Below are 20,791 nucleotides of genomic sequence, written 5' to 3' on the forward strand. Positions count from 1 at the left end.
CTGGCGATTATCCATAACTATGCAAAATCACTTGACGTTAGTCATGAAGCGGGCCGAAATACGGTTAAGGTAATTATTTAACCAGCCCAACAAAAATAACTCACGTTGCGCTCGACGAACGATGATTTTACCAAACGCCTCCGAATCAAAGCCGATTTGGAGGTGTTTGACGTAGTAAATAAATAGGATTGGCTGCGAAAACGGTTTCAATTCGGTGAGTGATTATGCTATACTGAGGAAAAGGTAAAGCCGACATTTACCCAAATAGATTGAATCAGGGGGATAATAAAATGGCTAACGTGTTTTCTTCAAAGGCCTTAGAGGCCAATCTTAATCAGACCCGGGAAACCCATACTGAAATCCCGGAGCACCAGCAGTGGTTCGGTGAATTATCAAAAGAGTACTGGGGGATTCATAAACGGACCCAGGAATTTTTAATCGAGCTCAATCATAAATATCGTAATAATCGCTATGTCATCGAGTCGCTGCAGACCATTTGTCTGGGTGATATCTGGCTCTATCATGATCTACCGGAGTCAGAACAGGCTTTCACCGTTCTGGTGGAGATAATCCGCTCAGTGCTGCGATCCAAACTCAAAGACAGCCAGCGGACGCTGCTCAGCCAGGTTCTGATCCGTTTTATGGATCGGCTGGCCAGTTTTGATGCGTATCCCAAAGCGGTTATTTTTTTATGTATCGATGTCCTTAAGGAGGATATGGCTCAGCATGAACTGCTTTATGTCAAGAATTCCGGTGTGTTCAAAATTTATCTCAATAAGGTGGCAGCAGAGCCTGAATTTGCTGAAATTCTGGAAGCGATCGTTGCACATCTTCTGGATCAGTGCATTGATTTCTGGGAGCAAAGCTCTCAGGCCGAGGTTTGGTTTAACTCCCGGCAGAAATTGTTCCCCCATTTACAGGCAACCGATATTGAGGCCATTGGGCAGGTATTTTTTGAAGCTCTCAGAACCCGTCGCCAACAGGCGATTCATTGGCCGGAACTTAAGGAGCAGCTGTTCTTCAATGACATCGCCAACTATTTCCGCAGTTTTTCAGAAAAATTTCCGACTCATATCGAAACCATCTATTATCTGTATTATCTCCTGCATTTACCGGGCATGGCAACTCTGAACGACCATCTGATCTACGATATCAACCGGAATCTGGGCAATATTTTTGATGAACTGGATTCCCAGGATATTACCGAATTTATCAACACCATCATGGCCGAGTTTCAGGAACTCAGGCAGGAGCATGGCGATACCGTGCTGGACTGTCTGCTGACGTTGGGTAAAGAAATCATTGCCACCGGGGATCGAGCCAATATCGATTATTTTACCAAAGCGCTGATCGGACTGGGTTTTAACGCTCCGGGGAAATTAAGTCTCAATAGTGACTGGCAGATTCTGATTGATTCGAACCACGTTAAAAATATTCGGGTCTGGCTGGAATTAATCGAGGAAGATCCTCGGGCGATGCGGGAGCTGTTGGCGGCGCTGATTGTCAACCTCAAGCTGGGGGGGATCTTTATTTCGGACACTGATCTGTTTCAGCGGGATATTACCCGGCTGCTCAACAGTCAGATCACCCCGGTTTACCGCGAAATCAAGCAGCTGGCCCGGATATTTCCGGTCTATTTCAAAGAAATCGGCGCCGAGGGCGAGCTCCGGGATGTGACCACTGCCATTGATGAGGTTTCCCGGCGCAAGGATCGACTGATTCATTTTATGCGCAAACAGATCCATATCGAAAGTAACAATACGCATATTGATCTGGCCCGGAAAATCATTACCTATTGGTATGACGGCAATAAGGAACCGCTAAAGGAGCTGATTCCCCAGGAAATTTATGAAAGTCTTGATCCTCAAAGCAAGTGGTTTAGCCGACCCCATGACACGATGATCAGGCTGTGTCAGGAGCTGGAAACCACCCCGGTTGGGCTGTTACGTCTGGATATTGAGGCGATCCGGGCGGGATTGCACCGGTTTGGTTCGGAACAGGGTCTGGACAACAAGCGGGTACTCAATCTTTTTCGGGTTTATTTCCTGCTGCTGGAAAAGTACTCCTTTGAATTTGATGATGTGCTGGCCATGCTCAGCGGTTACAGCCCCAACCTGACTGGTGATCTGAGTGAATTAAAAAACTGCCTGAAACAAAATGATCAGGAAGCGGCGATCCGCCAGATTTATCAGCATATGAACCGCCTTAAAACGATTATTCTGGATCCCCGTCCCAGCGAAGCCTCTGAAAACATATATTACAAGCGCCATATCGCCGCCGATATTCCCTCGATGTATGGCGAATATGTGGAGCCCAAATTTGATGCCCTGGGGCTGATGTATCGGCTCGAACGAACCGTAGTCAAACTGATGACCCAGATTACCCAGCCCTTTAACGCTGAGTACATTACGGCCAAAACCTTTCGTCAGATTTATCATATTCTGCTGCTGTTTAAGGATGGCCTGGAGCTGGACGGAATTGTTAATCAGGGGCTTAATTCTCATCTCGATATGCTGAAATTCGGGCTGGCCTCGCCCAGCTTTTCGATCCATCAATATATCAATATTTTTCAGTTTATGGCCAATGATATCAAACAAATTATCAGCGAATACTTTTTCGATCTTTTTGAGATTCCGATGCGGGTTATTATTCCTCAGATTCTGGTGGCAAAGCAACAAAAAGTGGTTGGCGATGAGCGCCGACTCTATCATATCGAATCTGAGAAATTCCTCCGGGACAACCTGTCAACTGCTTTTTTGGTTCAGGATCTGGATAACTTTATCACCGACACCATCAGCGGGCTGAGAAGCCTGATGAAAAACTATTCCAGTTCCTTTATTGAAAGCATGCTGACATACGACCCGGATATTTCGTTCAGCCTCCTGACCGAAGCCACGCTTGCTATTGATAACCCGGTTTTTCTGGGGGCCAAGGCATATTTTCTGAAGAAACTGATCAACTATGGCTTTCATGTTCCGCCGGGATTTGTGATTACCACCGAAGTATTCCGGCACAAGGAAACCATTGAGGGCCATCCGGATATGCGGCGGGATATGGATTGGCAGATCCAAAAACATATTGCAATGATTGAGGAGATTACCAGCCAGACCTTTGGCAGTGCCGAAAATCCGCTGTTCTTTTCGATCCGCTCGGGTTCATCCATTTCTTTGCCCGGGGCCATGAAAACATTTTTAAACGTTGGCATGAATGATGAAATCGCGGCCGCATTCAGCCAACAGCAGGGCTATGGTTGGACGGCTTGGGATTGTTACCGGCGCTTTTTACAGAGCTGGGGGATGGCCTATGGCATTGACCGGGATGTGTTTGACCGGGTGATGCTGGAATATAAACAGCAGTGGGGCGTGACCCTAAAAATCAACTTCAGTCCCGAGCAGATGAGAATCATTGCCTTTAGCTATAAAATGGTTTTAACCGACTATCAAATCGAAATCGAAAACGACCCCTTCAAGCAGCTGAAACAAGCCATTGGCTCGGTATTGGATTCATGGTTTTCGGAAAGTGCCGTCTACTATCGGGATCATCTGCAGATTGCCGAGGACTGGGGCACCGCTGTGGTGGTTCAGAAAATGGTGCTGGGAAACCGTTCGGCCCGCTCTGGTACCGGGGTCGTATTTACCAGCAGTCCTTTTAACGGTTGCGCCGGGATAAATCTTTACGGTGATTTTGCCCTCTGCAGTCAGGGTGAAGATGTGGTTTCCGGCCTGGTCAATACCCTGCCGATTAGCGAGGCACAAAGAAAACGGGATTATCGGGACAGCAGTCTGTCCTTGGAATCGGGCTTTCCCAATATCTACCAGGAACTGACGCGTTATGCGGTTCGACTGATCGAAGAATATGGTTTTGTCCACCAGGAAATAGAGTTTACCTTTGAGTCTGATAACCCGGAAGATCTATATATTCTCCAGACGAGGAATCAGAACCTCAAAAAACAGACAGCTTTTTCCAGCTTTCTGCCAGCACCCAATCAAATGGAACTGGTTGGTCACGGCATCGGCATGAGCAGTGCGGTGTTGTCCGGGCTTTTGGCCTTTGATATGGCGGATATGGAGGATTTAAAACGACACTGTCCCGAGGCCAAAATTATTCTGGTGCGACCGGATACGGTTCCGGATGATATTCCCTTAATTTTTGTCTGCGACGGGCTGATCACCGCCAAGGGCGGGGTCACCTCCCATGCTGCCGTGGCGGCTGCCAGCGTTGGTAAGGTTTGTATTGTTAAATGTAAGGGGCTGGAAGTCAATGATTCAACCAAAGAATGTACCATCAATGGACATCGCTTTAAATCGGGAGATCCCATCTCCATCGACGGTGGGCTGGGGAATATTTACAAGGGGAATTATGAGATCGGTGAGATTTAAGGATGGGAGTTAACTTGATAATCGATTACGATATAACGAAAACGAATGCGATTAAGTGAGATAGTTTCCGTTATATCAAAAACGATCAGTAGAAATAATTGCGAGTTCTTTTTAGGGAAGCGTGTTTGATCGTGACAGCAGAAACAGCCGAAACTCTACGGAGCGTCGATTGAATAAATTCCATCGATCAATTACTATAGTTCATATGGAGGTACGACAATTGGATTGTAATAAGGTAGGCATACTACTGAAGGCATTACGAAAAGAAAAGGCGATGACCCAGAAACAGGTTGCCGAGCGGATGCACCTCAGTGATAAGACCATCTCCAAATGGGAGCGGGGCCTGGGTTGTCCGGATGTATCCCTGCTGGGAGAACTTTCACAACTGTTTGAGGTAAATATTGAAAAAATACTATTGGGAGATCTGGAACTGAATGATATGGAAACAGGAAACTTGAAGCGAATAAAATTTTATGTTTGTCCCAACTGTGGCAATGTGATCAGTACCACTGGCGATGCGGAGCTTTCCTGCTGCGGTCGCAAACTGGCACCACTGGTGGCAAAACCAGCCGATGAAAAACACAGAATAACCATCCAGGATGATGATGGAGAATATTATATTACGTTTGATCACGAAATGACCAAGGCCCATTTTATTTCTTTTGTGGCCTATGTATCAAGTGATCGCAGCTTGTTTGTCAGGCTTTATCCCGAGCAGACGGCGGCCCTGCGACTGCCGAAAATGAGTGGCGGCAAGCTGGGTAAAAAGTTTGGCAGCAAACTGTACTATTATTGCAGCAAAGATGGTCTTTGGGTGCTGTAAGCAAAATAGATACAGGTTTAGGAGAATTAGGTTTATGGAAACACGATCAAAAAAAGAATTAAAAGAGAACTATAAAAACAGAAGGGTTGTCGGGGGCATTTATGGCATAAAATGCAGTGGAAATGACCGGATTTGGATAAAATCGACCCAAAATATGGTCGGACAACAAAACCGCTTTGGCTTTGCTGTTGCCACGAATTCGTGCCCGGAGCCCGCAATGCTGGAAGATTGGAAAGCCTATGGCGCCAAATCCTTTTCATTTGTCGTTCTGGAAGAAATAAAAAAAGGTGAAACGCAGAGCGAGGCAGAGTTTAGTGATGACATTGCGATGTTGCTTGAAATCTGGATTGATAAACAAAAGGAAGAACGAATAAATGAACACGCAATTACATCTCATTGATTTTGAAAGCTGGGATCGACGACCATACTTTTATTATTTTACCGAAATGCTGCCGACTGGATTTAGTATGAGTGTGGAGATCGATATGACAGAGGCGTATCATCTAATTAAAAAAGCTGGAAAGAAGTTTTTTCCGGCCTATCTCTATCTGACGGCAAAACTGATTACCGAGCAGCCGGAATTTCGGGTTGCTAAAACGGCCGATCAGCTGGGGTATTATGAGGTCTTACATCCTTCTTATGCCTGTTTTCATGAGGATGACAAAACCATGTCAAATATGTGGACAGAATATGATCCGGATTTTGAAGTCTTTTATCACAACTATATGGAAGATCAAAAACGATATTCTGGGAATCACGGGATTTTGGCCAAACCAGAGCTGCCGCCGCCGAATAGCTTTATGGTGGGGATGGTGCCGTGGACTCAATTTACCAGTTATTCACCAGTCCCCTATGCGAAGGCCGATTATTATTTTCCGATCTTGCAGGCGGGCCGTTTTTTTGAAAAAGACGGCCGAAAAATGATGCCCTTTTCGATCACTGTTCACCACGCTGTCGCTGATGGTTATCATGTGGGTTTGTTTTTGGAAAAATTCCAGGATGCGATGAATCACCCCGAACAGTGGATCAAGCTTTGATGAGGATAAAGAGATTAGAGGTGTCTTTTAATATGCTTGTCATGACAGGGATTAATTTGACTATTGATTGACAGCCTCGGCAAGTTCGTCAGGGGCCTCTTCGGCCATATAATCCTTGCCCCATTCGCACATGGCATCGAGAATCGGATAAAGGCTCTGGCCGAAACTGGTCAGGGCATATTCAGTTTTGGGCGGCACCACCGGATAGACGGTGCGGGTGATCAGACCGTCCCGCTCCAGCTCACGCAGCTGTTGGGTGAGCATTTTTGGGGTGGCCTGGTGAACGATTTTTTGCAGTTCATTAAAGCGCAGGGTCTGATCAACCAGATTCCAGAGAATTTTTGTTTTATATTTTCCACCGATCAGGCTAATGGTAGCATCAATGGGGCAGCAGAAATGTTTTTTTTCGGACATGGTTTCTCCTTTAGTGGCTTCTTGAATACTTACTATCTTTTTGGGTAGTAAGTGACAAAAAAGTGCATTCTTGTTTTTATGAAAATGATTGGTAAAATGATAGCATGAATCAAGAATAGAAGCAAGAAATAGCCAAAATAGCATGGGTAAACACCCGGCTAAGAAATAATTGGAGGAAGAAAATGAACGTAATCTTTAACAGAACCAGTGTGAGAAAGTATGAAGACAAGGCAGTGGAAGCAGAAAAAATTGACCAGATTCTAAGAGCTGCGATGGCCGCTCCATCGGCCGCCAACCAACGCCCCTGGGAATTCTTTGTCGTTAAGAATAAAGAAACCCTGGCAGCTCTGGCAGACTGTAGTCCCTACGGCGGATGCATCAAGGATGCTGCTGTGGCGATTGTGCCGGTATATCGAAAAGAGATGATGATGCCGGAATTTGCCGACATCGATATGGCCGCCTGTACCGAAAATATTCTGCTGGAAGTCACTGAACTTGGTTTGGGGGCGGTTTGGATTGGGATTGCGCCGTTGGCTGACCGGATGGAAAATGTCCGTAAAGTTTTAACGATTCCCGATCATCTTGAGCCTTACGCCATCATTCCAATTGGTTACCCGGCAGCCGAAGCAAAGCAGCAGGATCGTTTTGAGGCAGATCGGGTTCACTTTGAATAATTGAAATCAAGCAAAAAAAATCTGACATTTTCGTCAGATTTTTTTTGCTTGATTCTGATAAGTTACTTCACGGCTGCGGCATCCAGTTGCTGCCATTTATTTCCCAAAACCGGTGGGGTATAGTGAATCATCTGATTGACCAGCTCACCGGGATCAGAAGAAACCAGAACCAGTTTGGTATTGGAGGGGTTCATAAAGCCTTCGTTGACGATGGTTGTCATCATATTGATGAAGGGGTCGAAAAAGTTGGAAATATTAAGAATGCCAATCGGTTTTTTATGAATTCCCAGTTGGGCCCAACTATAGGTTTCGAATAACTCTTCGAAAGTACCGATGCCGCCGGGAATGGCAATAAAACCATCGGACAAGTCAGCCATCATTTGTTTTCGTTCATGCATGTTTTTAACTTCGATAAATTGAGTCAGACGTTCATTAATCACTTCGTTGGGAAAAAGTCCCCCGGGCATAACGCCAGTAACCCGACCATTGTTGTCCAGCATATGGTTGGCGATTTCGCCCATCAGACCAAATTTTGAGCCGCCGTAGACTAATTCAATATTATTCTTAACGAGCACCAGGCCCAGGGCTTTTGTCATTTCTTGGTATTCGGGACGAACCCCCAGATTGGAACCGGAATAGACACATATTCTTTTCATTGTTGTTTCCTCCCAGGATCTTATAAAAAATTTAATGGATGCATCAGAAGTGATGCATCCAAAAGCATAAGTCATATTAAGAACCTTAATTATATCAATCATGGATTCTTTTGACAAGCAGATCGCTGTAATTTAGGGCTTTACTTAAGAAAATAGGTGCAGCTGTTTCTGGTATGGGGCATCCAAAAAAAATGGCAAGCATCGATTTGGGGAGATGGTAAGATTGGCGGGAAATGATGCTGGCAAATTATGAAGATTTATTAAAGATTGGTTAAGTGCGTTGATAAAAGATGCAGCTGATGCTATACTTTTTTCATGATAGAAAAAGGAGCGTGTTGATGAAGCTGGATTACCGCCTCACTGTATTAGTTGGTCTGGGGTTTATGACCATCAGTGCTTTTTGGAGCCTGTATGATTTTGTGATTCCGATGATTATGTTAAAAGCCTTCGAATTTAAGGACACAATGGCTGGGGTGATTATGTCTTTTGACAATGTGCTGGCTTTATTTATGCTGCCGCTGTTTGGGATGCTGTCAGATAATACCAACACTAAAATGGGGCGACGGATGCCCTATATTTTAGGCGGCACGGCCATGGCGGTAGTATCGATGCTTTTGATCCCCTATGCCGTAATGGCCAATAAGCTGATGTTGTTTATTGTGGCGCTGGCCTTGGCTTTGCTCTCGATGTCTTTTTACCGCTCGCCAGCGGTGGCCCTGATGCCGGATGTCACCCCCAAACCACTGCGTTCCAAGGGGAATGCGGTGATTAATCTGATGGGGGCAGTTGGCGGGATTCTAGTGTTGGGAATGGTGGCCCTGCTGGCCCCCGATAAGGATAATATTAACTATTGGCCCCTGTTTCTGGGTACAGCGGCAGTGATGGTGGTAGGTGTTGTGATTCTCAAACTGACTGTTAACGAACCGCAGGCAGTGATAAAAATGCGCCACAACAGTGCAGCCATGGGGATTGACGTTGAAGAGGCGGAGCATGATGAAACCCTGGTAACCCATGAAAAGCTACCGAAAGCCTATAAAAAGAGTCTGATTTTTATCCTCTTATCGGTGGCTTTATGGTTTATGGGTTACAATGCGGTCACTTCGGCTTTTTCAAAGTATGCTATGGTTTCTTTGGGAATGAAAGAATCCCAAACCGCTTTAATTTTGATGGTAGCCAGTATTGCGGCGATTATTTCCTTTATTCCCGTGGGGATTATTTCCTCAAAGGTGGGGCGTAAAAAAATCATCCTGATGGGGGTGGCGGTGTTGGTAACCGTTTTTGCCACGGCAGCTTTTTATACAGCCTTTAACCCAATGTTATTTGTATCCTTTGCCTTAGCAGGAATCGCCTGGGCGGCCATCAATGTCAATTCCCTGCCGATGGTGCTGGAAATGTCCAAGGGCGCTAATGTTGGTCGTTATACGGGTTATTATTATACAGCATCGATGGCTGCCCAGGTTGTGACCCCGATCGCCTCCGGGGCCCTCTTAGAACATCTTGGTTATCAAACCCTGATGCCCTATGGCGCTTTGTTTGTGGGGCTGGCCTTTTTAACAATGATGCAGGTTAAGCATGGGGATTCCAAACCCATTGCTCCCCGGTCTAAACTGGAGGTTTTTGATGTGGCGGATTGATATGCGAAAAGAGCTTATAAAAGAAGGCCAGAGATGATCTATTTAATCGGGGTGCTGATTGGATTTTTTTTGCTCTATCTTTTTTTCATCGCACCAGGGACAGTACCGAACCATTCCGATTCGCTTCTTTGGGAGAGTCATTATGCCCATCGCGGTCTGCATGAAAAAAACAAGGCGGTTCCGGAAAATTCAATCCTGGCTTTTACCAAAGCGGTTGAAGCGGGATATGGCATGGAACTGGATGTTAACCTTACCGCCGATGGAAAAGTGGTGGTATTTCACGATGACAGTTTGCTTCGGGTTTGTGGTGTTGATAAACTAATTACCCAATGTTTGTCGACCGAGCTCTCGGATTATCGGATTGAAAACACGGAACAAACCATTCCGCTATTAAAAGATGTGCTGCAACTTGTGGCGGGCCAGGTTCCACTGATTATTGAACTGAAGAATACCAAAGATTGGCCGCAACTCTGTGTTAAAACCGCAAAACTGCTGGATGACTATGCCGGTGTGTATTGCATTGAGTCCTTTCATCCCGGGATCGTTGGCTGGTTTTATAAAAACAGGCCCGAGGTAATCAGAGGCCAGCTATCCGCTGGCTACCGCAGTCTTGGCGGTACGCCGTTATGGCAGCGTCTACTGATTGCCTCAGTGGTGACAAATGTGGTCGCCCGGCCTCATTTTATTGCCTATAAGCACGAAGATGCCCACTATCGGCTCAGCCTGAGGCTGTTTCGGCAATTAGGGGGGGAATTGGTTGGTTGGACGGTGCGGGATAATGATGATCGGGTGCGGTGTATGGATTTTTTTGATGTAATTATCTTTGAGTTTTTTAGGCCTTAGCGGCGCACCATTCGATTTAACAGAAAATAGGCTTAATACTAATCTAGTTTTAATGATTGATTGAGAGAATAAAGGGGTAAATAAAGAAACACAAACAGAAAAATACTTTGACGATTACCAAAGTATTGATTTAATGGTTTGGTGTTGCGTTTTAAATTTGAGAGAAAGGAACTGATTGGAATTAGCTTAACAGAAGTGGGTGAGGGTACATGACACTATATATCATGGCAATTATAGCCATCTTTATTATTTATATTTTACTGTTGCTTCCGGGCAGAATGCCAAAGGAGGTTGATGATCGCCTTTGGACCAGTTATTATGCGCATCGGGGCTTGCACGAAAAAGATAAATCGATTCCGGAAAATTCCATGGCGGCCTTTAAGAAAGCGGTGGCGGCTGGTTATGGCATCGAGATGGATTTAAATCTGACCGCCGACGGAAAGATCGTTGTCTTTCACGACGATAATTTATTGCGTTTGTGCGGGGAGGATCGATTAATAACTGATTGCACCTATGATGAATTGTTGGTTTATAATCTCGAAAACACAGAGGAAAAAATTCCCTTGTTTGAAGAGGTGCTGAGCATGGTTGATGGACAGGTTCCATTAATTGTCGAACTGAAAAACACCAAGAATCTCAACGAGCTGTGCTCAAAAACAGCCGCATATCTGGATCAGTATGAGGGTTTGTATTGTGTCGAATCTTTTCAGCCGTTAATCGTCCGGTGGTTTTATAAAAATCGGCCCGATGTGGTCAGAGGTCAGCTGTCAGTGGGGCGTAAAAGTCTCAAGGGATTGGATGTCAAATTGTGGCAATGGTTGCTGATCATTTCATTTGCGACCAATTTTATCACCCGACCACATTTTATGGCCTTCCATCATGGCGATGCCCGGCGTAAACTGGGGCTTAGCCTATTTCATCTGCTGACTGGCAGATTGGTTGGATGGACAGTCCAGGATACCGATGATATTGAGTATTGCAAGAAAAAATTTGATGCGATCATTTTTGAATATTTTGAACCATGAGTTTTAAGCATAAGGTCATAGCATGTCAATAGATGTGCTGGGCCTTTTTTCAGGTTAATGCCGAAGAAAGCGGAGATTTTAAAAGAATCATAGAGGATTTGCAAATGAAAATAGACCGACTCATTGGAATATTATCCATCCTGCTACAACAGCAACAGGTAACTGCCCCCTACCTGGCTGAAATTTTTGAGGTCTCCCGCCGAACCATCAACCGGGATATCGAAGACCTTTGCAAGGCCGGAATCCCGCTGACGACGACTCAGGGAGCAAATGGTGGCATTGCCATTATGGAAGGTTATAAGATCGATAAAACGCTGCTGTCATCAGCAGAACTACAGTCGATCCTGGCTGGACTGAAAAGTCTGGACAGTGTCGCCGGGACCAATCAGTATCGGCAATTAATTGATAAACTGGCGGTGAATGGGGGAGCAACCCAGCCGGATAACCCTATCGTTATTGATCTGTCCTCACACTATAAAAATTCATTGGCACCCAAATTTGAAATCATTAAACAGGCCATCAACCAGCGGCGGCTGATTACTTTTTATTACTACTCACCAAAAAGTGAAAGCTGCCGCCAGATTGAACCGTATTTGATTGTCTATCAATGGTCATCCTGGTACATTTGGGGCTATTGTCGGGAGCGAAACGACTTTCGACACTTTAAACTCAACCGTCTCTGGGACTTGCAGGTACTAAACGAGACCTACAAAACAAGAGATCTGCCGGAATATAACAGTCAGGAGCAATTGGTTATGCCAAGCCAGATTCAATTGGTGGCAGACTTTGACCCCACAATGAAATGGCGGCTCATTGACGAATATGGAATAAATTGTTATCAGATAACCACAGCGGGCAAACTTCGTTTCGAATTCTGTTTTTCCAGCCGGGAGAATCTTTTTAGTTGGCTGCTGAGTTTTGGTGATGGGGTGGAATTAATAAAACCGGAAGCGCTGAGAAATGAATTTTTGATGATCACAAAAAAAATCAGTAAAAAATACCAATGATTGAGTTAAACATGACAGACAGGTGTCGTGATTGTGGAGCTATAATGATTAAAAAACGAGGAGGAAGTAGTTATGAAATTTGAAGCACCGATGCTGGTAGTGAATGATATTAATCATTCCCGGGCTTTTTATTGTGATGTTTTTGGTTTGGAAGTGGTGATGGATTTTGGTGAGAATATTACTTTTAATGCCGGGTTTTCGCTTCAGGATAAGGCCCTTTGGGCAAAATTTATCCATCGGGACGAAAAAGAGATTGTCTATCGGGGTAACGATATGGAACTTTATTTTGAGGAAGAGAATCTGGATGAGTTTTTAGCACATCTAAAAAATTTTCCGGAGATTGAATATTTGCACGATGTGGAGGAAGCGGCTTGGGGTCAGCGGTCCATTCGCTTCTATGATCCGGATTATCATATTATTGAAGTGGGTGAAAGCATGGCCATGGTGTGTCGGCGTTTTTATGACCAGGGGATGACCGAGGCGGAAATTGTCGAGCGAACCATGATGCCGGAGGAAGTGGTTAAGAGTTTTATAAAATAAAGTTGAAAACAAAATTCGGTTGAATAAAAATGTAGATTTTAAAAGTAGAGAAGCCCTTCATACACAAAATTTGAAGGGCTTCTTTTACGTCAGTTTTAAAAATGATATAATAAAACAGTTAAAATTGAGAAAAGAAGGTTATAAATATGAACACAGACATCACCATCCGTTGGGCAGAGCTAGCTGATGCACAAGCATTATTAAATATTTATGCGCCCTATATTCGGGAAACGGCCATCACCTTTGAATATACGGTGCCGACGCTTTTAGAATTTAAGCAGCGTATGCAAAAAACCATGCTGAAATATCCCTATCTGGTGGCCGTCAGGGAAGACGAAATCCTTGGCTATGCCTATGCTTCCGAGTTTAAAAACCGGGCGGCCTACGACTGGGCGGTGGAAACCACCATCTATGTTAAACAGCACAGCCGACAAAACGGAGTGGGTAAAAAGCTTTATCAGGCGCTTGAGACAGTTTTAAAAAAGCAGAACATCACGAATCTCTATGCCTGTATTGCCTATCCTAATCCCGGCAGTATCGGTTTTCATGAACACCTGGGCTATCAAACCATTGGTCATTTTTCTAAATGTGGCTACAAGCTGGAAACCTGGTATGACATGATCTGGATGGAAAAAATGATTGCGGCCCATGGCATTAAGCCAGAACCGTTTATCAGGATCGGTGATTTAACAAAAAATGAGAAGTGGAAGCCAGAAATTATAAAAAACAGCAAAAGCTAAAAAGTGCAGTGGTTTTAACAAAAAAGCAATAGACAAAACCGTAAAAAAAGAATACACTGTGAATAAAAAATTTTAAAATACTGATATAATACAAATAAAGTGAATAAATTGAACTGGAGGCACATAGTGAAAACGATCAACTTGAAACTGATGCTGATTCATCGCGGAACCCGAACGCATTCGATCACCCAAATTGAGCCGATTGGCCATATGTCGCTGGCGGAAATGATGGCCAGTAAAGGGATTGAGGTAGCGGTTTTTTCAGGGGAGCTGTTAAAAGGGCTGGAGTTTCTGGCAGCGACCGGCTCAGATGGCAATACTGTGGTCGGTTTATACTGTGACTATGAGAATCAGTCGGCGGTTGAAAGTTTTTCCCGGGAAATTAAAAGGCGTTATGGCGCTACTGTACTGGTGGGCGGCCCCCAGACCGTTGGTTTAGGGGAGGATTTTTTGCGGGCCAGTCAGGCTGACGCAATCATGCGGGGAGAAGGGGAATATTCGCTTTTTGAGGCCATCCACGCCCTGCAAAATGAAGCGATCGAAAAGTGGGAGAGCATTCCGGGACTCTGTTCACTTAGAAGTGACGGCAGTTATTATGATAATGGCATTTATCCGGCCATTGAAAATCTCGATGCGCTGCCGATTATTACCGGGACAATTAAATCCGCCCAGCATCAGGGCATTAATCATATGGCAGTCATGTCAGGACGAGGGTGTCCTTTCCACTGCTCTTTTTGTTATGAGGGTGGAAACAGCAAAAATGTAAGACGCCGCAGTGTAGCAAATGTGATGCAGGAAATTCGCTGTCGGCTGAAACAAAACCCTAACGTGAAGTACATCTTTTTCGGCGATGATACCTTCACTCTGGATAAAGAACGGGTGCGAAGTTTTTGCGAACAATTAAAAGAACTGCGGAAGGAACATGATTTTGTCTGGTTTGCCGATGCCCATGTCAACATCGTCATTAAATATCCGGAAATTGTCAAAATGATGGTGGATGCCGGGCTGGTGCGGATGCAGATTGGCATTGAAAGCTGTAATCAGCATATTATTGATATCTATAACAAGAAAATCAAACGGGAAGGACTCTTTGAGGTGATTGAAATCTGTCAAGCTGCCGGTCTGCCCCAGCTGGTCGGCAACATCATCATTGGCGGCGCGCTGGAAACCCGGGAAAGCCTGGACTATACCTTTGATACCGTCAATCAGATGATTAAAGCCGGTCGCGGGATGGTGGAGGTGGTTAGTACTTTCTATATGCCGTTCCCGGAAACGGCGATGTCCAAAAATCCCCAAGCTTTTGGCATTTATGTCAAGGATGAAGCGGCCCTGACCTCAGTGGGGGATTTTCCGGTAATTGAAACCGCTACCCTGAGCATTGAAGAAATCTGCGCCGCCCGGAACGAATTTTTCGAAATGAACACCCGGCTGATGCGAAAAATGCTGAGTGACGGTGAAATTCCCGATGAAGTGATTCTAAAAAGCTATGCCCTCAGTGAAAAATATGGTCTCAGTGGCATGTGGCAGGGACTGGCTTACTCCCGCTACCCCTATTTTGATGCCCAGTACAAGGCCCGGATCCGGGGTGACAAGCTGACCAAAGACTATGACGAGGAGACGGTTTTTGCGACTCATCCCCAGCGGATTGCGTTACTTTCACTGACGCCCGAGCTGGCGGCCGAGATTCCGGTATTAAATGGCTTTGTCTATTCCCCCTTTGAATTTGAAGTATTAAAATACAGTTCTGGCAAAGTGTCCATGCTGGAGATGGCCGAAATACTTTTCCCAGCCTATCAGCACAGTTTTGAAAACTTTGAAGCTTTTAAAGAGCATTTGTTGCAGACGATTAAAAAACTGGAGCAGGTCGGTATGTGCGTTTTATCGGGGGCACTGACCGCCCAGACAACCGATCAGCAGTGGCAGGTTCGGGAAACAACCGGGGAGAACATTGTGAAAAATAAGTTCATACTTTTTAAATTATCAACAATTGGGATGGAAATCGCTGGCTTCAGCCGAAATGGTGCCTTTCTGGGCATTTATGGCCTGGCCAGCTATCTTGATGCCAATGGCTATGATGCCATTGTCTGTGAATGCCGACCCGATCAGACCATCGATTACCTGAAGCGGTATCCGTTTCATGAAATTTGTGGGATCGGCTTTTCGGTGGATTTTGAAAACAAGCACGTGGTTAGAAAAGTCAGTGCGGCCATTACCGAGACCTATCGGATTCCGGTGCTGATAGGCGGACCGGAAGCAATTTCTCTGGATGAAGACTATCTGCGCCAGTCACAAGCCACCGCCATTGTCAGGGGTGAAGGCGAGTTGGCGATGGTGGCGGTGTTGGAGGCGATAAAAGCCCAGCAAAGTCTTGATAAGATTCCCGGTATCTTTTATCTAAACGAGAGTGGCCAGGCAATTGATATGGGTGAAGGCCCGGTGGTGGAAAATCTTGATGAACTGCCTTTCCCGGCCTACGACAAAAGCATTACCCCGATTGACTTTTCCAGTCTCTATCTGATGAGTAGCCGGGGCTGCCCCTACCACTGTGTCTTCTGCCATGAAGGGGCCTTAAAACGGCCGATGCGACAGCGCAGTGTGGACAACGTCATTGCCGAAATGAAGTACTTTCTGCAAAAATACCCGGAGCTGAGTTATTTTAAATTCTGTGATGATACCCTGGTCACCAATCCTAAGTGGCTGGATGCGTTTTGCCGGGAAGCCAAAGTCTTGCAGGCAATCCGGCCCTTCCAGTTCTATTGTGAGGCCGATGTCGTGTCCTTAAGCCGACGACCGGAAGTATTAAAGGCGATGGTGGATGCTGGCCTTAACCGGCTGCAAATTGGTATTGAAACGGTGGATAAGGAGATGCTCAAAGTTTACCGCAAAAATATTTCCCCGGAAATGGTCGAAACGGTCGTAAAAGCAGCCTATGATGCCGGGGTGCAACAGGTCTTTGGAGCGCTGCTGGTGGGCGGGCCCTTTGAAAACCGGGAACATATTGAAAAGAACAAGGCCTTTGGGGCCAAGCTGCTGCGATTGGGACCGGGGATGATGGAAATTGCCCCCAGTATCGTTATGCCTTATCCGATGACGGATATCGGCCTACACCCTGAAAAATACGGCCTGACAATTTATGACCGGCAGGGGCTGAGCAGCATTTCTGATTACCCGATGATGGACAGTGAAACCATGGATCGTCGGGAGATCATGGGGGCCTATCAGGAATATCTCCAGAGTTTTGTCGATGAGGTGAAAATCATGCTGAATGATGGGGAGCTCACACATGAAGATATTTTAAGATGCTATCAAACATCACTTGCTGCCAATGGCCCTAAATATTGGATTAATATTATATCGCATCATAAACCCACCTTAACGGCCTACTACACCATGCTGGCCCGGGAGGCTGCCAGTCGGATCGTCGATGTGGATCGCCAGGAATTGCCGCACTGGCGGCCCCAGCGGTTAATTGAGATGTGGCGGGATGTCGATTTCTCCCAGGGCTATCCGCTGTTGTGGGGGGAGGCACTGTCACCCTTTGAATATGAAATCATGAAATATGCAACCGGTAAAAGCACCATTGCCACCATGACCGAGCTGCTTTATGAGCGTTTTGGTAAACCATTTGGCGAAGGGCAGGATGAATTAATGGAACGGATCATTGAAACCCTGAAAGTTTTTGATAAAAAATACTGGCTTCTTGTTGTTCCGTTCTAGAAAAAGGGTAATAAAATGAAGATACTCCTATGCAATGTATCAAAGAAATATGAAACTCGGGTTCACGATTATCTGGGGCTCTTTTATCTGGCCGGAGCTCTGGAAGAAGCCGGCTTTGAACCCCTGGTTTTTCATGGTAAACCGGAAGAGCTGTTGGAACAAGTCAAACAGAACCAGCCGGATGCTGTGGGCTTTTCCTGTGATTTTGATAATGTTTCGCTGATTGCTGATTTGTCCCGAAAAATTAAAAACGGCTGGGAGATCCCCGTTATCGTCGGCGGCCCTCAGAGCATTGGGCTGGATAGGCAATTTCTAAAAGAAAGCCAGGCCGATTATATTTTAAGCGGTGAGGGTGAAGTGTCGCTGCCGCTGCTCTTGAAAGCGGTGTTAAAAGAAGAGGGCGAATTAAGTGAGATCAGCGGACTAGCGATGATCAGGGACGGGGTTTTTACGGTCACCCCGCCGGAAATTATCAAAGATCTGGATGCCCTCCCATTGCCAGCCTACCACGCTTCCCTGCATATTGACCACGCCTATGGCAAACTGATCTTTACCGGTCGGGGCTGTCCCTACCAATGCGCCTATTGCGCCCCCAGCCCCGGCAAACAGCAGGTGCGGTTGCGCAGCATCCCGCTGGTTCTGGAAGAAATTAAACTCAACTTAGAAAACAATCCGGAACTTAAATACATTATTATTATGGATGACGCCTTTACTCTCAGTCGGGAACGGATTGAAGAATTCTGCCGGGGGATGAGGGAAATCCGCAAAGACCGCGACCTGGTCTGGTATTGCGAATGCCATGTCGGCCGAATCAAAAACTGGATGGACATTCTGCCAACGATGATCGATGCCGGATTGGTTCGGCTGCAGATTGGGATTGAGTCGGGCGATCAGCAGGTTATTGATGCCTACAACAAGCACGTCAAGATTGATGACATCGTTGAATTTGTCACCTACGCCGCTGCTTGTGGGCTGACCCAGATTGCCACTAATTTTATTGTCGGCGGGCCAGCGGAAAGCCCGGGGGTAACCGCAACCCTGATAAAAACCCTGATCGATCGGGCTCCGGGTATTATTGATATCATCACTGGCTTTTTAAGAGCCTATCCGGGTACCGAAATCATGGATAATCCGGAGAAGTTTAATTTAGTACTGCATGATCAGTCGGGCCGCTTGTCCGGCGATGATTATCCCTTTGTCACCCCAGTAGGATGCAGCCAGGATCAGATCATGAACATGCGTCAGGAACTCAACAAGGTGATCCGCCAAAGTATGCAGAATAAAATCAAAAATCATGCGTTAAAAAATGAGGTGGTGCAAAAGCAATTTAACGCCGCCCTGAAATATGGCATCCGCAGCCGCTGGTTTGAGGAAATTGCCGCTAATTCCAGAGCCTATGAATACTATTATGTGCTGTATCTTAATGAAGGGCAGGCCTTTGAAAGATCGATGGATTTTTCCAGCGATTATCCCCAACGCACCTTTGAATTATGGCGCACGATGACCTTTACCGAAGGCTTTCCCAAACTGGATGGGATGGCGCTATCACCGCTGGAGTATGAGCTGCTGCTGCGTTGTGCCGGGAAAAGAAGTCTGGCCGAGATCGAAGTCGAATTATATGAACATTTCGGTGGCCCGTATCACGATCCGGCTGAATTCCATGGAAAATTAGTTGATCTGCTGGATCAATTTGATTTTAAATATTGGCTGACACATTTTGTGATTTAGCCAAAATCTTTTAAAAGGAGGAAGAAAATGAGTATTGATGGTGCAAAAGCATTGGCCGCAAAAGTATTAACCGATGAGGCTTTGGCAAAACAACTTGATGGTGCTAAAACTGAAGCAGAATTTGATGCAGTGGTTGCAAAATTGGGTTACAGCTGTACCGCAGCTGAATTTGATGCTGCTTTTAAAGAAGCACAGACAAAACAACCAATCAGCGATGATCAACTGGATCAGGCTGCTGGTGGCTTAAGTATTGTTGGCGTAGACTACGCATTCACAGCAACACAAACCGCTCGAGCTTAGTTATTAAACAACGAAGGGGATTTTCCCCTTCAAATTACTGACTCAAAACGATCATTCGGATAAAGTCAGTAATTTAAAGGGGAGTAAGACAAGAACCGATAAATAAAAAAGTGACTAAATCACACGCCGATTACGAGTAAAATTTTTTATTCATTGTGACTGTTCACCTATTTTTGAAAATTAACTGACTCATTTCATGATTCAGTTGAAATAGTAGAGGAAGGAGGAAGAACATGAGTATCGATGGTGCAAGAGCATTGGCTGCAAAAGTATTGACGGATGAGGCCTTGGCAAAACAAATCAATGAAGCCAAAACAGGCGCAGAGTTTGATGTGATTGTTGCAAAATTGGGTTATACATGCTCGGCTGCTGAATTTAAAGCGGCTTTTAAAGAAGCAAAAGACAAACAGCCAATCAGTGATGATCAATTGGATCAGGCTGCCGGTGGCCTAAGTATTGTTGGTGTGGATTATGCATTTGTCGCAACGGAAACGGCTATGAGTTAGAAAAACTGAAGGGGATATTTCCCCTTCAAAGTACTGATTTAGACTTTAGTCTGTTGAGCACGCAAAACGTGCGAAATAATAAACCACCTGCTATGCGGGTGGTGGGCAAAAGGGTTATACCCAAAAATCACCTTTCCATGTAAGATAGAGATGTTCAGGCTCTATCAAAAGTAAGGAAAGGTGATTTAATGGCAAATAAGACAAATAGTTTATCCCATACAAAATGGATGTGCAAATATCATATTGTATTTACATCTAAGTATAGACGAAAAATAATTTATAATCAATACCGGGAAAGTATTGGTGAAATATTAAGGCAATTGTGTAAATACAAGGGAGTAGAAATTATTGAAGGGCATCTGATGCCGGACCATGTGCATATGCTGGTGAGCATTCCGCCCAAAATAAGTGTTTCTCAATTTATGGGATATCTCAAAGGAAAAAGCGCATTGATGATATTTGACAAACATGCAAATTTGAAATATAAGTTCGGAAACAGACATTTCTGGGCGGAAGGATATTATGTTAGTACAGTTGGGTTAAATGAAGCAACCATACGGAAATACATCGAAGAACAAGAAAAACATGATATAGCATTGGATAAATTGAGTGTGAAGGAATACGAAGACCCCTTTAGGGGATAGCTGGTAATACGAAAGCTCCTTTAGGGGCAAGCAAAAGTGGCAAAGGCCATAGAGCCTGAACGAAGTGAAGGCCAGCGTCTTGAGGCGCCGGCCGGTAACAGAGGCTTATAGCCTCAGAGCAAAC

18 protein-coding genes are annotated in these 20,791 nt (G+C 45.3%); 16 read left to right on the forward strand and 2 right to left on the reverse strand.

Going from position 1 to position 20,791, the window contains the following annotated elements; all coding sequences use genetic code 11:
- The first annotated feature begins 290 nt into the window (after window positions 1-290).
- The 4 genes from BI182_RS05470 to BI182_RS05485 all read left to right on the forward strand — a co-directional run bounded on the left by BI182_RS05470 (window position 291) and on the right by BI182_RS05485 (window position 6,239).
- Window positions 291-4,379 (forward strand): PEP/pyruvate-binding domain-containing protein, encoded by a 4,089-nt coding sequence (locus tag BI182_RS05470; RefSeq protein ID WP_286806050.1) that lies wholly within the window; start codon window positions 291-293, stop codon window positions 4,377-4,379.
- A 220-nt stretch (window positions 4,380-4,599) separates the two neighbouring features.
- On the forward strand, window positions 4,600-5,202 hold the full coding sequence (locus BI182_RS05475) for a helix-turn-helix domain-containing protein (RefSeq protein WP_286806051.1): 603 nt from the start codon (window positions 4,600-4,602) through the stop codon (window positions 5,200-5,202).
- 34 nt (window positions 5,203-5,236) lie between these two features.
- Window positions 5,237-5,602, forward strand: a complete 366-nt coding sequence (locus BI182_RS05480; protein ID WP_286806053.1) for a GIY-YIG nuclease family protein — start codon at window positions 5,237-5,239, stop codon at window positions 5,600-5,602.
- A complete protein-coding gene (locus tag BI182_RS05485) occupies window positions 5,577-6,239 on the forward strand; it encodes a chloramphenicol acetyltransferase (RefSeq protein ID WP_286806055.1) in 663 nt (220 codons plus the stop codon). Before BI182_RS05480 ends, BI182_RS05485 begins: the two co-directional genes overlap by 26 nt.
- 60 nt (window positions 6,240-6,299) lie before the next feature.
- On the opposite strand, the gene BI182_RS05490 is transcribed toward BI182_RS05485, so the two are convergent.
- Window positions 6,300-6,653, reverse strand: coding sequence for a winged helix-turn-helix transcriptional regulator (locus BI182_RS05490; RefSeq protein WP_286806057.1), 354 nt, complete (start codon window positions 6,651-6,653; stop codon window positions 6,300-6,302).
- Between the two features lie 182 nt (window positions 6,654-6,835).
- On the opposite strand from BI182_RS05490, the gene BI182_RS05495 reads away from it, so the two are divergent.
- Window positions 6,836-7,327, forward strand: a complete 492-nt coding sequence (locus BI182_RS05495; RefSeq protein ID WP_286806059.1) for a nitroreductase family protein — start codon at window positions 6,836-6,838, stop codon at window positions 7,325-7,327.
- Window positions 7,328-7,389: 62 nt separating this feature from the next.
- On the opposite strand, the gene BI182_RS05500 is transcribed toward BI182_RS05495, so the two are convergent.
- The gene (locus BI182_RS05500) at window positions 7,390-7,983 is read right to left on the reverse strand and encodes an LOG family protein (RefSeq protein WP_286806061.1); all 594 of its coding nucleotides are present in this window, start codon (window positions 7,981-7,983) and stop codon (window positions 7,390-7,392) included.
- A 338-nt stretch (window positions 7,984-8,321) separates the two neighbouring features.
- On the opposite strand from BI182_RS05500, the gene BI182_RS05505 reads away from it, so the two are divergent.
- The 11 genes from BI182_RS05505 (at window position 8,322) to tnpA (ending at window position 20,667) form a co-directional block, all read left to right on the forward strand.
- Entirely contained in the window at window positions 8,322-9,617 is a 1,296-nt protein-coding gene (locus BI182_RS05505) for an MFS transporter (RefSeq protein WP_286806063.1), read from the forward strand.
- 33 nt (window positions 9,618-9,650) lie between these two features.
- On the forward strand, window positions 9,651-10,460 hold the full coding sequence (locus BI182_RS05510; RefSeq protein WP_286806065.1) for a glycerophosphodiester phosphodiesterase family protein: 810 nt from the start codon (window positions 9,651-9,653) through the stop codon (window positions 10,458-10,460).
- 209 nt (window positions 10,461-10,669) lie between these two features.
- A complete protein-coding gene (locus BI182_RS05515; RefSeq protein WP_286806067.1) occupies window positions 10,670-11,485 on the forward strand; it encodes a glycerophosphodiester phosphodiesterase family protein in 816 nt (271 codons plus the stop codon).
- A gap of 104 nt (window positions 11,486-11,589) precedes the next feature.
- Complete coding sequence (locus BI182_RS05520; protein ID WP_286806068.1) at window positions 11,590-12,492, forward strand: helix-turn-helix transcriptional regulator; 903 nt, start codon at window positions 11,590-11,592, stop codon at window positions 12,490-12,492.
- A 72-nt stretch (window positions 12,493-12,564) separates the two neighbouring features.
- Window positions 12,565-13,032 (forward strand): VOC family protein, encoded by a 468-nt coding sequence (locus BI182_RS05525; RefSeq protein ID WP_148638539.1) that lies wholly within the window; start codon window positions 12,565-12,567, stop codon window positions 13,030-13,032.
- Window positions 13,033-13,178: 146 nt separating this feature from the next.
- Entirely contained in the window at window positions 13,179-13,772 is a 594-nt protein-coding gene (locus BI182_RS05530; RefSeq protein WP_286806070.1) for a GNAT family N-acetyltransferase, read from the forward strand.
- 126 nt (window positions 13,773-13,898) lie between these two features.
- Window positions 13,899-17,489, forward strand: coding sequence for a B12-binding domain-containing radical SAM protein (locus BI182_RS05535; protein ID WP_286806072.1), 3,591 nt, complete (start codon window positions 13,899-13,901; stop codon window positions 17,487-17,489).
- Window positions 17,490-17,504: 15 nt separating this feature from the next.
- Window positions 17,505-19,217 carry a B12-binding domain-containing radical SAM protein gene (locus tag BI182_RS05540; protein ID WP_286806074.1) on the forward strand — a complete coding sequence of 571 codons (1,713 nt, stop codon included), beginning with the start codon at window positions 17,505-17,507 and terminating at the stop codon, window positions 19,215-19,217.
- A 27-nt stretch (window positions 19,218-19,244) separates the two neighbouring features.
- Window positions 19,245-19,517 carry a Nif11-like leader peptide family natural product precursor gene (locus BI182_RS05545; RefSeq protein WP_070370812.1) on the forward strand — a complete coding sequence of 91 codons (273 nt, stop codon included), beginning with the start codon at window positions 19,245-19,247 and terminating at the stop codon, window positions 19,515-19,517.
- 233 nt (window positions 19,518-19,750) lie between these two features.
- A complete protein-coding gene (locus tag BI182_RS05550) occupies window positions 19,751-20,023 on the forward strand; it encodes a Nif11-like leader peptide family RiPP precursor (protein WP_070370813.1) in 273 nt (90 codons plus the stop codon).
- A 188-nt stretch (window positions 20,024-20,211) separates the two neighbouring features.
- Window positions 20,212-20,667, forward strand: a complete 456-nt coding sequence (gene tnpA / locus BI182_RS05555) for an IS200/IS605 family transposase (RefSeq protein WP_286806078.1) — start codon at window positions 20,212-20,214, stop codon at window positions 20,665-20,667.
- Window positions 20,668-20,791 lie beyond the last annotated feature (124 nt).

This window comes from Acetobacterium sp. MES1, assembly GCF_002237635.1.
In the GTDB taxonomy this organism is placed as follows: Bacteria; Bacillota; Clostridia; order Eubacteriales; family Eubacteriaceae; genus Acetobacterium; species Acetobacterium wieringae.